At 36.4% G+C, this 17,782-nt stretch carries 9 protein-coding genes; 3 read left to right on the top strand and 6 right to left on the bottom strand.

Translation table 11 applies throughout. The features are described 5' to 3' along the window. The first annotated feature begins 291 nt into the window (after window positions 1–291). Window positions 292–2,760: a phenylalanine--tRNA ligase subunit beta gene (pheT, locus tag JGH11_RS13855; protein ID WP_201112778.1), complete on the top strand. Its 2,469-nt coding sequence runs from the start codon at window positions 292–294 to the stop codon at window positions 2,758–2,760. A 64-nt stretch (window positions 2,761–2,824) separates the two neighbouring features. On the opposite strand, the gene JGH11_RS13850 is transcribed toward pheT, so the two are convergent. Next, entirely contained in the window at window positions 2,825–3,100 is a 276-nt protein-coding gene (locus tag JGH11_RS13850; protein WP_201112776.1) for a heavy-metal-associated domain-containing protein, read from the bottom strand. A gap of 254 nt (window positions 3,101–3,354) precedes the next feature. Here JGH11_RS13850 and JGH11_RS13845 point away from each other — a divergent pair, with 254 nt between their 5' ends. Together JGH11_RS13845 and JGH11_RS13840 are read left to right on the top strand one after the other, a co-directional pair. Then, window positions 3,355–4,083 (top strand): YebC/PmpR family DNA-binding transcriptional regulator, encoded by a 729-nt coding sequence (locus JGH11_RS13845; RefSeq protein WP_201112774.1) that lies wholly within the window; start codon window positions 3,355–3,357, stop codon window positions 4,081–4,083. Window positions 4,084–4,200: 117 nt separating this feature from the next. Continuing rightward, on the top strand, window positions 4,201–5,457 hold the full coding sequence (locus tag JGH11_RS13840; protein WP_201112772.1) for a DUF5103 domain-containing protein: 1,257 nt from the start codon (window positions 4,201–4,203) through the stop codon (window positions 5,455–5,457). Window positions 5,458–5,460: 3 nt separating this feature from the next. Here the strand turns inward: JGH11_RS13840 and JGH11_RS13835 are convergent, their stop codons facing one another. From JGH11_RS13835 to JGH11_RS13815, 5 genes are all read right to left on the bottom strand, one after another. After that, window positions 5,461–6,636 (bottom strand): SAM-dependent methyltransferase, encoded by a 1,176-nt coding sequence (locus JGH11_RS13835; RefSeq protein ID WP_201112770.1) that lies wholly within the window; start codon window positions 6,634–6,636, stop codon window positions 5,461–5,463. Further along, window positions 6,633–11,060 carry a translocation/assembly module TamB domain-containing protein gene (locus JGH11_RS13830; protein WP_201112768.1) on the bottom strand — a complete coding sequence of 1,476 codons (4,428 nt, stop codon included), beginning with the start codon at window positions 11,058–11,060 and terminating at the stop codon, window positions 6,633–6,635. The genes JGH11_RS13835 and JGH11_RS13830 overlap by 4 nt, the downstream gene beginning before the upstream one ends. 398 nt (window positions 11,061–11,458) lie before the next feature. Then, a complete protein-coding gene (locus tag JGH11_RS13825) occupies window positions 11,459–12,313 on the bottom strand; it encodes an endonuclease/exonuclease/phosphatase family protein (protein WP_201112766.1) in 855 nt (284 codons plus the stop codon). A gap of 7 nt (window positions 12,314–12,320) precedes the next feature. After that, window positions 12,321–14,078 (bottom strand): RagB/SusD family nutrient uptake outer membrane protein, encoded by a 1,758-nt coding sequence (locus tag JGH11_RS13820; protein ID WP_201112764.1) that lies wholly within the window; start codon window positions 14,076–14,078, stop codon window positions 12,321–12,323. An 11-nt stretch (window positions 14,079–14,089) separates the two neighbouring features. Then, window positions 14,090–17,569, bottom strand: a complete 3,480-nt coding sequence (locus JGH11_RS13815; RefSeq protein WP_201112762.1) for a TonB-dependent receptor — start codon at window positions 17,567–17,569, stop codon at window positions 14,090–14,092. Window positions 17,570–17,782: the final 213 nt, after the last annotated feature.

Raw genomic sequence — 17,782 nt, 5'->3', positions numbered from 1 at the left:
ATAAAATGTTTTATATATGAAGTTTAAAATAGTTGAAAAAAGATTATTATCTGAAAATAGAATAGCCCTTCGTATACATGATATTTTTCTATAAAAAAGGAAAGAAAAATTAAAATCTTGAAATAGCTGTATTACTCTTAACTGAAATATATTTTGTATTTTTGGAAAACTTTTTTGGATAATGGATAATAAGAGAATTTTGGTTACAAATTTCAACATCGTAATATTCAAAATCGTTATACTTGCAAAAAATAATAAATAGGTCCTCGACCTTAAGTAAACTATCATATAATGAATATTTCGTACAACTGGCTTAAAGATTATCTCGATTTTGATTTATCGCCCGAAGAAATATCGGCAGCCCTTACTTCGCTAGGTCTAGAAACCGGTGGTGTAGATGAAGTGGAAACTATAAAAGGCGGACTGCAAGGTCTTGTTATAGGAGAAGTACTTACATGTACAGATCATCCCGACTCTGATCACCTGCACGTTACTACAGTAAATGTGGGCGAAGCAGAATCCTTGCAAATTGTATGCGGCGCACCAAACGTAGCTGCAGGACAAAAAGTAGTAGTAGCAGTTATTGGCACAAAGCTATATTCAGGCGATGACTCTTTTGTCATCAAAAGAACAAAAATCAGAGGAATAGAATCTTTTGGTATGATATGTGCCGAAGACGAAATAGGAATAGGCAAAAGCCACGATGGAATAATTGTTCTTCCTTCAGATGCTAAAGTTGGTACTCCTGCAAAAGAATATTATAATATAAAAAGCGATTATATACTCGAAGTAGACATTACACCTAATCGCATCGATGGAGCCTCCCATTATGGCGTTGCCCGTGATTTGGATGCATACTTAAAACAAAACAAACTAAAGAGTAAGCTTACAATACCTGCCATCGATAAATTCAAAATAGATGAACCAACGAGCAAAGGCATCACTGTAGAAGTAGAAAATACGGAAGCCTGTCCGCGTTATGCTGGTGTTACAATCAAAGGTGTAAAAGTTACCGACAGCCCGGATTGGCTGAAAGAAAGACTTACGCTTATCGGCCTACGCCCAATAAATAACATTGTGGATATTACCAACTTCGTATTGCATGGTTTGGGACATCCACTTCATGCTTTCGATATGGCTCATATTTCAGGGGGCAAAGTGATAGTAAAAACACTGCCGGAAGGAACAAAATTTGTTACCCTCGACGAAGTAGAACGTACACTTAGCGATCGAGACCTGATGATATGTAACGAAAAAGAAGGTATGTGTATCGGAGGTATATTTGGCGGGTTAAAATCGGGAGTTACTGAAAATACAACAGATGTATTTTTAGAATGTGCTTATTTCAACCCTAGCTGGATACGAAAAACTGCCCGTCGTCATGGATTGAGCACAGATTCATCTTTCCGTTTCGAACGTGGATGTGATCCGAACGACACAATCCATGTATTGAAATACGCAGCCTTACTGATACAGAAAATAGCAGGTGGTAAAATAATCGGTGATATTCAGGATATATATCCTAATCCTATTGCTAAACCAATAGTAGAGGTTTCGTATAAGAAAATAAACTCACTTATCGGAAAAGAAATTGATAAGGAAACTGTAAAATCTATACTCAGCAGCCTCGAGATTATAGTTATAGAAGACAGCAACGAAAGCCTAAAGTTGGAAATACCTACATATCGTGTAGATGTTTTGCGGGATGTGGATGTGATTGAAGATATTCTTCGCATTTATGGATATAATAACATAGAGCTGGGAGATAGTGTAAAATCCAATCTGTCGTACGAAACAGAAACAGATAAAAGTTATGATCTTCAAAATCTTATTTCGGAACAATTAACCGGAAGTGGTTTTAATGAAATAATGAATAATTCGCAGACGAAGGAAGCCTATTATTCAGAATCACAGACATTTCCTATTTCGAGGTGTGTAAAACTTCTTAACCCGTTGAGTACCGATCTTAACGTTATGCGACAAACATTGATTTACGGGGGATTAGAAAGCATTGCATACAACCGTAACCGTCAGAATCCTGATATCAGATTCTACGAATTTGGAAATTGCTATTTCTTCGATGCTGACAAAAAAGTAGAGGGTGAAGCCTTAAAAGAATATAGTGAAGAATTCCATCTTGGATTGTGGTTGAGCGGTAGTAGTATAGACAATAGTTGGGTTGCAGCTAACGAAAAATCTTCGGTATATCAATTGAAAGCTTATGTAGAGAACATCCTTACTCGCTTGGGAATACCATCCAGCAGATACGATTATATACAGTTTTCGAATGAAATATATAGCACCGCTGTAGAAATTCAGGCTAAGGGTAAAGGTAAGTCGTTGGGCGTACTTGGCATTGTAAATAAGAAACTACTGAAAACTCTGGATATAAGTGTTGAAGTATTTTTCGCTGAATTGAATTGGGATGTATTGATGAAAGAAATAAGAAAAAACACCATTACATTCACTGAGCTATCCAAATTTCCATATGTAAAACGAGATCTGGCTCTCTTACTTGACAAGAATATATTATTTGATCAAATAGAAAAAATAGCTTACAAAGCCGAACGTAAGCTGCTAAAAGAAGTCTCCCTATTCGATGTATACGAAGGAAAAAACCTTCCGGAAGGAAAAAAATCGTATGCTGTGAACTTTGTATTGCAGGATGATGAAAAAACGCTGAATGATAAACAGATCGATGCTATTATGCAAAAGATACAAAAATCGTTGGAAAACGAACTTGGAGCACAGTTAAGATAATTCCAAGCAATATAAAAACAGAAGCGATAAAGAATATAATCTTTATCGCTTTTTTATTATCTCTTTATTTACAACACTCAGGTAATGCGGCGTGAGCATTGGGATCTGCATCATCTTTTTCGGTACTATGCCCGGCTTTGGCAATAGCTTTACTTATCTCATTTAAAGTAGTGAAATCAGGATCAAATCCAACCTTCAATCTACCGCTTTGGATTTCCCATACGGCAGAAACAACTCCCCTAACGCCCAAAGCCGCTTTCTCTATAGATTCTTTGCAGATATCGCAATTGCCCCGCACTGTTAAAATTTCATACCTGAGGTTAGTATACACTTTCTCCATATCTCATACATTTTAAGATTTTTACAAAAAGAATACCTATTTTACAAAGCTTATATAATTATAACAAATTTCAAAAAAAAAATGTTTGATAATTTAAGGCTAAAAGTATATCTAAATAAAGACCCGTTACTCATCTTTTTATTACTTCCTAATTTTTGTATAGAATATAAGTAATAGACAGTACTTCCTTTACTTATCTCCAATATTTTTGCTACTTTTGCATTGCAAAAATAAACGATTGATTATAATATATTATGGGAAGAGCGTTTGAATACCGTAAAGCGACAAAAATGAAACGCTGGGGAAATATGGCCCGCGTATTTACAAAATTAGGAAGGCAAATCACCATTGCGGCCAAAGAAGGTGGACCAGATCCTGATACAAATCCGCGTCTGCGTGTACTATTGCAGCAGGTGAAGAAGGAAAACATGCCAAAGGACAACGTAGAACGTGCTATTAAAAAAGCGACATCGAAAGATGAAGCCGACTTTAAAGAGGTAGTATACGAAGGATACGGCCCATATGGTATAGCTATAGTTGTGGAAACTGCAACGGACAATCCTACCCGTACGGTGGCTAATGTTCGTAGCTACTTCAACAAACACAACGGATCGCTTGGAACATCGGGTAGCCTTGAATTTTTGTTCGATCATAAATGTGTATTCAAAATTGCAGCCAAAGAAGGAGTTTCTCTCGAAGATCTAGAACTCGAACTTATCGACTATGGCGTAGACGAAGTAGAGCATGATGAAGACGATATAATACTATACGGAGAGTTTAAATCATACTCGGAAATACAAAAATATCTGGAAGATAATGGTTTTGAAATTCATAGCGCCGAATTTGAACGCATTCCTAACGACCTGAAAGAGCTTACTAAAGAGCAACAGGAACAAATCCAAAAATTACTGGATAAATTTGAGGAAGATGATGACGTTCAGAATGTATTCCACAATATGAAAGAAGATTTTGACGAAGAATAAGATGTATAAATAATCTTCTTTTCCTGAGATACGAAAACTGCAAGGCAAACATCTTGCAGTTTTTTTTATTACATTTGCCTTAATGATATATTCTAACATGGCAAAAGACATCTCTCCATGAATAAATTTGCATCAATAATAGCTTTTCTTTTCATATCTTGTTTCTCATATGCTCAAGCGTATCATACAAAGGCTCTTTCACCTGAAATATATACTATACAGGTAAACAGAAGCGGGAATTGGGATCAAATTCCGGTAATGGCTTTGAACGGAAACGATTATATAAAAATCAGTTTCGACAGAATATCGGAAAATTCTTTTGACAGGCTCAGATATAAAATACATCATTGCGACGCATATTGGAAACGCAGCAATGGAGTATCAGAAATAGACTATCTGGACGGATTTAATGATAACCCTATTAACGATTATGCACCATCTATAAATACAACAGTAGAATATACACATTTCAATTTGACAATCCCCAATAGGGATGTAAGCTTAAAATTATCCGGTAATTATGTTGTAGAAGTGTACGATGAAGATGATCCGGATACAATCTTGCTAATAGCTTGCTTTTCGGTTGTAGACCCGCTGGTAACTGTAGCAGCAACAGTATCCGCCAATACGGATATCGATACGAATAAAAACCATCAACAACTCTCGTTCACGATTCTTCATCAGAATATGAATATACGTGATCCCTTTACCGAAATAATGGCTTTTGTTCAACAAAACAACAGGCTGGACAACGAAAGATTGATAATAAAACCCACATATATCAATCCCGGTAAGCTGATTTATGAACACAACAAGGATCTAATCTTCAAAGCCGGTAATGAGTATCGTCGTTTCGAGACATCAAGTTATCGTTATAGTGGTATGAATGTAAAAAGTATAGAGTATAGACGTCCCGACTATATAATGAATATAGAAACAGATCTTGTTCGTGCCGACCGTTCATACAGCTATGATCAGGACCAGAATGGAAAAGTTGTGATACGAAATGCCGACAGTCAGTATCCTGAAACGGAAGCTGATTATTTCATTACCAATTTTACCTTAGCAATGGATCATCCTATATTAGAGGACATCTATATAAATGGAATTTTTACAGATAATACTTTTAACGATAAGTATAAGCTAAAATACGATAATGAAGACAAGGCGTATCACTTATCCTTATTGCTAAAGCAAGGAATGTATAATTATTTATACCTTACCAAAGAGGGTGATAAATATTCGACAACAAAAGTAGAAGGCGATTATTATCAGACAGAAAATGAGTACTCTGTATATGTATATTATCGTCCTAACGGACAACGTTATGACAGCCTCATCGGTGTGCAAACAATACAATCAAGACCTAAATAATCTTCAGGCTTTCTTGCAAATAATAAGGACACGTTTCTCGTCAGCTAGCGTAGTAGCGAAAATGTAGGCATCGCCTCCATCTCTCAATCCGGTTTTCTTTCTTATCTCTTGTACCGATAAAGGAAAATTACGAGTTGTAATATTAGCTTGTTTAATATCTTTCAAATACATCTTTAGGTCTTTTTTATTGAGGGAACAAATAGCTTCAACAATAAATTTTCGTCCCTGAAAACCATCATATAATATGTCAGATGTATATAGATGGCTACTTGGATGTAGTTTATTTAAGGTAAACTCTTTAGCAATACTTTTATATGCCCCTGCTTTCAGTATCGAAGCATTTGGCTCGTACAAATATTTATCGACCTGCGATGTATACCCAAGAACTATACTTTCCTCCTCTTCTTTATAGAAAGTAAATTGCTCTAGCTTTTCATGATGTATATTTACACAATGGTAAGAAGTCTTTTCCTGACTCTTTTTCTTAATAAAAAGTAGCTCTTTACATTCATTACCTACACTTATAATATATACATCGGAGACTCTTTTCAAAGACTTTACGGCCAATGATATGTCTAGCATTGGAGACAGCTTAATCATTACTTGCAGAGCCTTTTCTTCCAGCAATGTTTCTATTTCAAGTATATTAGGTGTACAATCCTCGATGAGTACAGTTTTTCTACCTGTATCATCTCTTCGGGCAGGATCTATATATATAAGATCGACAGGAGACATAGAAGTGAGATAGTCGATAGCATCAGAACTAACAACCTTTATTTTTTCCTGCTCTAAAATTGTATAATTATATGCTACAAGCTCGGCTAATTCTTCCTGGTGCTCTACATAGGTAGCTTCTTCGAAACCCGATGATATAAACGAACAATCAACTCCAAATCCACCAGTTAAATCTACCATAGCCCTTCCTTTACATATCGAGCGTTTATAGCGGGCAGTTTGTTCGGACGAACATTGTTCCATTGACAAATGTTTCGGATAAATAATTCGATCATTTACATACCAAGACGGTATTTTCTCTTTAGCTATTCTACGTCCCGAAATTTGTCGAATAGCAATATGAATATCTATATCAGGAAACTGCTTTGCCTGTAAAGCGAGTGAATGAATATCATCCTGTTCATGCAGGTGAATAAAGTTTATTAGCTGATTGCTAAGATTCATTCTTTTATTTTTATAAATGGACTCAAGCTACTACCTTTCTTTGTGGAATCGGGAGCAGTGGAAGGAATTGTATCCATAGGTGGACTATATTTTAACTTGCGTCCTTTAAATAAATCATACAAGTCGTCAAAGTCTTTCTTATATACAACACCAACACCCTGTGTTTGAGTCGCATATTTTACATAATAGTATTTCTCATTAAAATGGTTATATGCTTTTATACGCCACGTTCCCGAATTATTAAGAAGATATTCAATATCGACATCGGTTATCATAGCCTCATTTTGCAAGGTCATATCGTTGCGATAGCCAAAATTTCCATTTATAAGGAGTCTATCATTCAATAACTGACTCGACAGTAGTAATTCAGCCTCAGTATTAGTCCATTCGGCATCACTATATCGTATGTTTGTACCCAACTGCCAACGATCATCTATCTTGCTCACTATCTTAGTTAGCTGATTGGAAAGAGTTGCAGAAGCTAATGCCGCAAAATCGGATGTCTGAGCCCCCGGATTACCAAAATTCGGAGACTTGAATTTTGATAATATTAATAGGAATGCAACTTGCTTGTTAATCTCGTCTTGTGTATTTATAATACTCTTTACCTGACGCTCCACTTCTGGATCGGCCGAAGGGAAAGTAATATCTAATCCTACATTAGGACGTTTTAATGGTCCTGTAAGATTCAAAACACAATTAACAGGAATAGTTGTTTGCCCCACAAACTCAGACAAGGTTTTATCCAAGTCGCTCAAACTAGCATTAACTTTATAAATAGCATTAACATCCAACGTAGCATCGAATGGGTCACCCCGGAACTGAACATTGCTACCGTCCTGTATGGTAAAACGTCTTTCCATTATACGCTGGAATGTAAAGTTATAACTCCCTCGCTGGATATTGTACGTTCCATACAGGCGTGGAGATCCTTTCATGTTCCATTGAAACTGAATGGCACCATTACCTGTACCCCGCAAAATGTCACCGCCAACGGGATCCATCACTAGTTCGATAGTTGCATCGGGCGTAGCATCGATATAAAAGTCCAGATTTATATCCATACCCGAATCACTTTTTAAGAGAATAGGTTTAGGTTTAATCTTATTTTCCGTATATATCGAATCTTTTATATTTTCCGATTTATATGTGATAAATGAATATTCATTGACTGCTTCGTCCATGAAATTCATCCGTATAATCGAATTCTCTTCAGTACGCATACTCACATGTACATCTACCGATTTCTCATCTCCACCGATAGAACCATTTCCACTACCATAGACCCTTCCGTAAAAAAGAGGGTTTTGTTGCGGAGTAGCATTGTATACCAAAAACTTATTAGCTGACAGGTTTACCATATACATAAAATCGGAGAAAAAATCATGAGCAACCTTACCACTGGCATGTGCCGTATTATTGTACTGGTCTTTAAGAACAATATCGTTAAAATAGATAAGATCCTTCTTTAAATATACCGTATCGGTAAATGTATAGCGTGTATTTAGAAACTTGATACCTAATCCACCATCCTGTACAAAAGCTTTACCCTCTACCGTTACATCAGAAAAATTACCGTATAAGTGGACTTTTCCTGTTCCCCGACCAGATATATCCTGAAATACAGATTCTGCATATTTGTTTAGGAATGAAATGTCTACGCTGTCGGCATCGAAATAAATGGACAACTTTTGGCCTATAGGATCGAGTGTGCCGTCTACTTTCGTTTGTTTGCTCTCTTTACTGACAATTAATCCATCAAGAACAACTTTATTAGTCTCATCGTCAAGCTCACTAAACAAGTTTAATTTACCCAGTTCGGTACCATTAAATTTAAAATCTTTTACTTCCAAACGTGTATTTGCATAAGGCTTTTTCTCTACACTAGACACGAAAAGGCTACCTGTTGCATAACCTCCAAATCGGAGAGCATCAATAGCTAATGTTTGAAATATGTATTCGAGATCTATATTTTTTAATTCGGCTTTGAGTATATCGCTGGAGTTCTTGGTGGTGTATTTTCCATTGATTTTAATCTCCTGGCTACCATCTTGGTTATATACGAAAAATTTATCAACAGCAACCAGTCCGTCTTGAATAGCAATATGCGATTCGTCCATTTTCCAGTCTTTATTGTTCAACAATAGCTGGCTCGGTAAGATTCCCACATCTACACGTATAGGCTCATCATCATACTTTGTGAAAAGGGTGGAAATGGAGAAGTTTCCTCTTGCCTTTTGAATTCCTGTATTTACCAGCGATATATTTGTGTTGATTAGATTATCTTTAATACGGGAATTTATTGCCACATCGTTTACAGCATTGTTTTTTGCCATAACCAGTAGATTAATATTCGCATCGATAGTGTCATGTGGATTTTTAACCACAATATAGCCCGACTTGATATTCATTCCCGCTGCTTTGATAGACGGAGTAAAAATTTCGAGATTAAACTTATCGTTGATATTGTTGTAAGATCCTATTATCTTAGCTGTACTAAGCACAGTTACCGGTAGACTAAGGATATTACTCAGACTCTCGGTATTATGCACCTGAAAGTCAAAATTCATCATATTGACTTTATCATCAGGCCGTTTCTTGTCATCAATGTTTATTAGTGCAGGTAAATAAGGATGCAGCGTTTGTTGTATACTACCGATAAGCGTACTAAATGAATATGCTCCGTTTATCTCTCCGTTTATCTGATTGGATTGTAATTTCAATTTACGATCTTGAGCTACTCCCGATACTTTCAACACCAGACTATCCATCTGATATACTTTGTCTTCTCTTATAAAATCAATCGAATCAACTCTTATATATCCTTCGGCATCATCAATATTTTTTCCGGAAAAATCAGCATCAATAGCCATCGATAAATAAGAATGTGCCATATTTTTAGCCAAATGCAAATCGCCTAACTGGAGACTTTTCACTCTTGCTTTAAAATTTAATACAGGACGATCTTTATCAGACAGGTCAAACAAGCCGTTCACATTAAGCATACCGTTCTGGTCATCTATATTCAGCTGCCCATCGATTCGAAGCCCATCATAATTGGCATTAAGGGTTATTTCCTTATAAGTATATCCTTTAAATCCAAAATCATGAATATCCCCTTTTGCCATTCCTTTAATCTTACCGGATGTAGGTTTCTCTATGTCGACAGCCAAATTGAAAGACACTTTATCTAGTTCGTTATTGTCTAACAATTTGCCTAAAGCAAAATCTGACGTATATACTTTACCTTGCACATATGAACTAACGCCATTGCGAGGATTAAAACCAAATAGAACATCCGTTTTCACGATACCAAGGTTTGTCTCTAAACTACCAAAGGCATTTAGTTGTTTGAGATAACCCGATATATCTCCGGTAAAAGAAATAGTACCTAGATTTTTTAATTGTTTAGGTAACGGCTTCTTATTGTTAGATATATTTTGGATAATGCTTTCCAGTTCGGCACTGGTAATTCTAAAATCATCGACACTACCCAAAATGTACATTTTATCAGGGTTGCGACCATCCCTTACCTCTGCATTTGCGACAAGGTGCATTTTTTCTCCATAATTTATCGAAAAATCATCCATTGTCAAGTTGTCGAGCGTTCCGGAGAAGCGACCTTGCAAATTTACCGCATCTTTGAAATGACGAAGTGAGGGTACAAACGTAGCTATATCTTTAGGGGCGATAAATGACGGCGCTATTTCGAGATCAATAACAGCATAGTCTAAAATCTTAGCGGTATCACTTGTCGGAGTCAGATCCAATTCGAATTTTTCGAAAGCGAGATGGGATGAAGGTAAATCCAGATCAAAACCTTTTACGGAAATTTTCTTTCCTTCTGTGAGAACACGAAATACAAGATCGGAAATTTCAATTCCACTTTTCTCTTTTAGGCTGATTTTCTTCACCTGTATATTCAGCGAATCCTGCTGAATAGATTTTACAGTTAATTTTGCCGCAAAGTCTGTTACATGTATATGATTAACATCAAACTGGTCTGGTTTAGCTAGTTTGTCTTTTATATCGAAATAAAACTGTCCGTTAGTAATATTAATAGCATCCAGTTTTATGTTTAATTGCGATTTAGGCTTATTATCTTTCGGTTTAAAAGCATCAATAATATATTGAATATTCAGAGGGGCATTAACGCTATCTTTAGATAAGCGTACTTCAAAATCAGACAACCATGCTGAGGTTATCTCTATATCTCCATGCATCAGAGCAAACAAATCCACTCCGGCCGAAATTCTATCGGCCATCAGAACCTTCTGATTCGACTGATCGTAAAGGTATACACTATCAAGTGCCAAAGTATTAAACGGCAGGAAGTAGAGGCGACCAATCCCCAGTTCTGTTCCTATTTGTTTTTTTAATTCTTTGACAACGACATCCTTAACGTATTCCTGAACAGGCGGCATGTTCAGTAGAGCAAACAGTAGGATAATCAGCCCAACGATTACACCTAAAAAAGTAAGGAATATTTGCTTAAACCGTTTTATAACACTCGTTCTTTTAAGGTCATAGACCTATTAGTTATTTTCGTAAGTATAACAACTATTGTTTGTTATGATTTTGAAAAATATTGTAAAATACCCTCTATCATCTATTTCATGCAAAACTACTAAAAAAAAGATATTTATGGCGCATTGCGAAAGGCTATCTTGAACAAAAAAAAATCTATTAAGATTATTTATAGAATATGTATATGCAAAGTTGATTTTTAAAAGATACTATTATTGATCAGAAACAGAGGTGTTATAAAAAACAACTTGCCTATATTTTAGCAATATAGGCAAGTCTGGTATATTTTTATTACTTATTGTATAGTTAAATCAGCCACAACAGGAAAATGATCTGAAGGGAATCTTCCATATTGCATATCATTCAGTACGCCATATCTACTGACTTTTATATTCGAATTTACTAATATAAAATCGATCCGGCTAGTCATCGCCGCATTTACTTTAAATCCGGAGTAGGTTCCTGTTGTACCATAAGGTTTTGTAGATGAAAGCTTTTTCGAATCTAATAAATAGTTATCATCAAAGATAATTTTCATCGGCTCCTCTTCAGGTTTTGCATTAAAGTCTCCTGTAACTATGACAGGCGATGCTTTTGCTATTTCCCTCACTTTTTTCAAAAGAAGTAATGATGAGTTCTTTCTTGCCAATACGCCCCTATGATCGTAGTGTAATGCAAAGAAATAAAACTCTTTGCCTGTTGTATTATCTTTAAATTTAGCCCAGGAACATATTCTCTTTATGGTTGCATCCCATCCATAGGATGGTTTCTCAGGTGTTTCCGAAAACCAGAAGTTCCCTTTGTCCATTACAGTAAGACGAGATTTTTTATATATAATGGCAGAATGCTCTCCAGCTTCAGCGCCATCATCACGTCCAACTCCTACATATGCAAAATCACCTTGTTCTACAATATCCCTTATTTGATGAATAAAGCCTTCTTGGGTTCCAATAACATCCAATCCATGAAATCGAATTAGATCATTCACCATTTCTTTTCTATTTGGCCATGCGTTCAAACTATCGGAAGGTGTATCCATCCGAAGATTGTAAGATGCGACTCTCAATGGGCTATTCTCTTTTTTTTGTGCACAGATCAAAGTAGTAGTACAAAGTAAAATAGCTAATAATATATACTTAATCTTTTTCATATTTGATTTATTTATCCCAACCGGGGTTTTGTTTTAAATTAGGATTTTTCACTATAGCTAATGCCGGAATAGGATAGTAATATTGCCGTCCATCTTCATACCATTTACGAGGATCATTTTTAGACCAAATTAAATTACCATATGTTCCGTTAGATAGTGTTTGCCTTGTAGTAGCATCAACATTAACAGGGGTACATGTCTTAGGAAGGCCTTCAGGCTTTTTACTACCCTGATAAAAAATAACATCTTCAGTACCATCTCCGTCAAGGTCCATAGCTTGCATCAACCCGGGAACATACATACCATCCCACACCATTGTCATCAATTCTCCTTTTTTCCAACGTAACAAATCCGTAAAGCGGAATCCTTCCAAAGCAAGCTCTATAGACCTTTCTCTTCTCACTTCCAATAAAACAGGATCAGAAAGCTCAGGGAAATATTTTGCTTGTAAATAAGAATCTACTTTAGTTGGCTTAGTGGTTAATCCACCTGTTATACCGGCACGTTTTCGAAGAGCACCGATTGTTTTTTCCCAATCAGAATCTGTAAGTTCTCCTAATTCGGCTTTTGCCTCAGCATAGTTCAGTAAGACTTCAGCATAACGAAATAGAGGAATAGCATTAGTATTCAAAGATCCATCATCGTAAGACGTAGGATCTAACGAAAACTTAATAGGCTGATAACCTGTATAAGAATAACCGTTAAAATTGGGAGCAGCAGGTTTACCATCTCTCTTATAACCAGGGGTACGGATAATCTGAGACAAGCGCATATCCCGGTTCTGACATTCGTCATAAAACTCCATAGTCATGTATCCATTCACATCAGTGAAAGGAGTTCCATCCAATCTCAAGAATGTATTTATAAAAGTACGGATAAAGCTAAAACGAGGCCCATAGGTACCTGAAGTCCAATACCAATTGGCATCATTCAGTATAGCAAGTTCTTTACTGCATACATTGGCCAACATTACCTCTGAAGTAACAACAGCATCACTTGTAAACAGTGTCCGATAAGACAGATTCGTTCCGTTACCGGTATACAATGCATGCCCGGATTTATTTATTACTTCTTCGGCAGACTTAACAGCTTCGCGATACAAGTCATTTGCCGTTGCGGTAAGTTTTAAATCAGGATGATATTTCCTGAAAGAGGCTTCGAACAAACAAACTCTCGATTTAAAAGCAGATGCAACCCATTTGGTAAGAGTGGAACCATCACTTTTTGTAGCTTTAATATTCTCATAAGCAAAATCAAGATCTTCAATTATTTTTTCTACAATCAAAGTTCTGGAATCGCGACTTCCGTATAATGCTTCATCGTCGATAGATAAAGGTCTATCCACCCATGGAACATCACCAAAGCGAACTAGCTTTTCATAATAGAAATAAGCTCTAAAAAAACGAGCTATCCCTAAATAATTATTTCTAACACTTTCCGAAATAGAGGTATTTGTACAATTCTCGATAAAATAATTCACTTGTCTCAAATCGCTCCAAGACCATCCACTACTTGTTTCTGCACTATATGCTCCATCGCGAAGAAAATTATCGAAGGAATTAACTGCTCCATAATCAGACATCGCATCCTTTTTATGAGCATCATCTTTACTTGGAAAGATATCGTAAAGTCCGTATGTATATGCTTTGAGTCCGGCTTCTGTGGCAAAAGCCTCATCTTTTGACACAGAAGATTTTGGTTCTTCTTCTAATGAACAAGAGAAAGTTATTAAGAATATAAATAATATATAAAATAGTTTTTTCATAATTCCTTTTTTTAGAATGTTACAGACAAACCTAAACTAAAACTTTTCATAAAGGGATAATTATAGCCATCTCCACTGGTACCACTAGTCAATTCCCTATCCGAACCGTAAATATTTGCTACATCTATGTCTCTAGTATGTTTATATAATGGAGACCAACAATATAAATTTTCGCCGGAAAAATATATCTTTATAGATTGTGCACTTACCTTCTGGGAAATCTGTTTTGGTAAAGTATAACCGATCTGAAGATTTTTGAGTCGCAAATAAGCTACATTCTGTAGATATCTAGTTTGTGAAATCCCTCTTAAAGACTGGTTATAACCTGAATAACGAGGCAAGTATGCTCCAGGATTCGACTCTGTCCAATAGTTATCCAAATGCCAAGTTGGGAGCATATTGTAAGGTCTGTTATATTGTCCCCAGAATAAGCTCTCTGCTGTAGGATACCAATGCTGGCGGCCAACACCTTCGAAGAATGTAGAAACAAAAATATTATTCCAATCGGCACTCAAGTTGAAACTGTACATATAGCGAGGCTCTGTATTTCCTATAATTTTCTTGTCACCCGGCTCTAGCACTGTATTTTTACCATAATCGACAGCTCCGCTATTATCTAAATCTTTAATCTTAACATCTCCGGGATACCATGTTCCATTAGTAGATGATTTAAATAATTTTTGAGTGGCATGTGCATCAATTTCGGCTTGTGACTGAAATAAGCCCTCTGTTACATATCCCCATATCTCTCCGTATGTCTGTCCTTCATAGTAATCGTCCAGAGTCATAGTTTCATTGTTGTATCTGTCAATTTTTGTCTTATAGTCGGATAATGTTGCCCGAACGGAGTAATTCAATGGTTTACCTGCCAAATTTAGCTTATCGTTCCAACCTAGAGCAATCTCCCACCCTCTGGTAGTCATATCCGCATAATTCCCTTTAGGAGAACTGGCTCCAAAAATCTCAGGCAAGGTTTTACCAACTGTATACATATCCTTCGTTTTACGGATATAATAATCTCCTGTAAAGCGTAATTTTCCGTTGACAGCACCCAAGTCGATACCAACATCTGTAGTCGTGGCTGTTTCCCATGTTAGGCCACTAGGTAAAACAGCGGGAGTATCAAGTATCTTATTCTTGGCTCCATCAAGAACTCTACCCGAAGTAGAAATGGAGAGTAGCTCCATAAAACTGTACGGACTAATATTTCCGTTTCCTAACGAACCATATGATGCCCTAAATTTCAGGTCGGATAATATCATTGGATTTACACCCCAGAATTTCTCTTCCGACACTCTCCATCCTCCCGAAATAGATGGGAAGAATTCCCATTGCTGTCCGGCCGGAAATTTGGAAGAACCATCATATCGCCCGTTAATTTCTAATAAATAACGGCTTTTGTAGTCATAATTCAATCTAAAGAAACCTCCGGCAACACGCCATTTATTATATGAAGCCGAAGTTGTAATTGCATCGCCTAATGCCAGATTGATATTCTCCGAATCGGGGGTAAACAACCCATTTCTTTGAACAGTTTGGCTATCGTATGTTTGCTCTTCGTAATTCCACCCGGCCATAAGCTTAAAGTTATGAGCCTTATTAAACGTATGGTCATATTGCGCATATATATTTGTAGCCAGATATTGAGTTTCCCGCTTCAATTCTTCCAAGTCATTGTATTTTTCACTCAGATAAATTACTGCGCCTTCATTCTTGCTATAAGGAACCGGCACTCTTTTACTTGATCTCTTATAGTCATTATTTGAGAAAGTTATATCTCCATTTACCTGTAGCTTCTTATCCAAAAATGACATTCTGAAAGAAGAGGTATTTTTCAATAATCGCCGATCTATATCTCGACCATTTTTCCCATAAATAAAATCGCCGATTGTATATGCTGCCGACATAGTCATTGTTCCGTCAGGATTAAATAGAGGCGAGCTAGGATGTCCTTCATCTGCAATATTTCTCCAGATTGCACCTCCCTCACCTACATTCTGAGGGTTATAATAACCCATATTAGAGTAGCTCATATTATTGTCTATTCGCAACCAGTTAAATACCTGAATCGATCCTTTGGCACGCAAATCAATAGTTTGATATTCATCCGTATTATATCTGAAAAGACCATCATACTTATTAAATCTACCGGATAGAAAATAATTCAGCTTGCCTGAATTTCCGTTTATACTTACATTATGATCTTGAGCAAAAACATTTTTCTTATACAGTTCGCCGTAATAGTCTGTATTTCCATAATAAACATATTCTCCTGTTGGTAAAATCTCAACTTCGTCTGTTATACCTTGTTCTTTGCGACGCTTAAACTCTTCCAGCCATGCTAGAGAAAAGGTCTGCGATTTATTAATATTCTTTGGTACGGCAGAATAATTATTCCAAGCAGAATAGGCTTCATAAAATCTCTCGGCAAAAACATATCCATCCGATACAACATCTGGCACATCGACTGGTTTTCGTACTGAGAAGTTACCCGAATAATTGATTGAGAAGCGTCCTTCCTGAGGCGATTTTGTGGTAATGAGTATGACACCGAAAGACCCTCTAGCGCCATAAATAGCAGCAGATGCAGCATCCTTCAACACTGAGACACTCTCTATATCATTAGGATTTAACATGGCTGGATCTCCCTCAACTCCATCTATAAGCACTAACGCACTTCCTTGTTGTCCGATTGAAGATTTACCCCTGACTTGAAAATCGGCAGTTGCACCCGGCTTTCCATCTGTCAGTCTGATGGTTAAATTCGGAATAGCCCCTTGCAACATTTGTGTAGCATTAGATACAGGCCTATTCTCAAATACTTCGCTTGTAACCTGATCCACAGCACCTGTCAAATTGGCTTTTTTCTGAACACCATACCCCACTACTACAACTTCTTCCAAATACTGAAAATCTTCTTCTAGAGTTACATTTATTACGGTTTGTCCCTTTATAGAAACGGTTTGTTTTTGATAGCCTATATAAGAGAATATTAAGACTCCATTTCTCGGAACTTGTAAAGAGTAATTTCCGTCGATATCTGTTATTGTTCCTGTAGCTTTGGCTCCCTCTAAAGTAATTGAAACTCCTATGACGGGTATCCCTGCGTGATCTTTAACATTTCCTGTGACAGTAATTTTATCATTCTGTACTTTCGGTGCGTTAATATTTAATGGAGAAGCTGAAGGTGCTTTTTTCTTCAACATTATACCTTTTCCTTCTACGGCAAAGTCTATATCGACAGGATCAAAGACTTTATGAAGTATTTCTTTCAACTCTTCTTGGTTATAGCTTACAGCAACCGTCCTGTTCGTATCTACTTCACTTTCGTTGTACACAAATAGATAACCGGTTTCTTTTTCTATTATTTTTATTAAATCGGAAACTTTCATTTTATTCGCAGCAATAGAGAGTTTTGCTTCTTGCGAATGTGTATTTGTTGCGAAAATTGAACCGATGGATAGTATAAAAAATATGCATGCGATCTTCATAGTTCTTATTAAAAGCCTATTTTCAGTTAGAAATATTGATTTTCTAGCTAAATATGAGTTGTTTTTCATATATTTAAAATCTAATAGTTATAAATAATTTGATTGTAAGGGTCAACTGTTTTGACTGTTAGTATTTTCAGGCGGAGGAATGTTGCCGCATTTCTCCGCTTTCTTTTTTATTTCTTATCTCATAGGCATAATCTGTTTAAGGTG

The sequence above is a fragment of the Dysgonomonas sp. Marseille-P4677 genome, from assembly GCF_016652235.1.
Taxonomy (GTDB): domain Bacteria; phylum Bacteroidota; class Bacteroidia; order Bacteroidales; family Dysgonomonadaceae; genus Dysgonomonas.
This window is presented reverse-complemented; position numbering and strand designations above follow the sequence as displayed.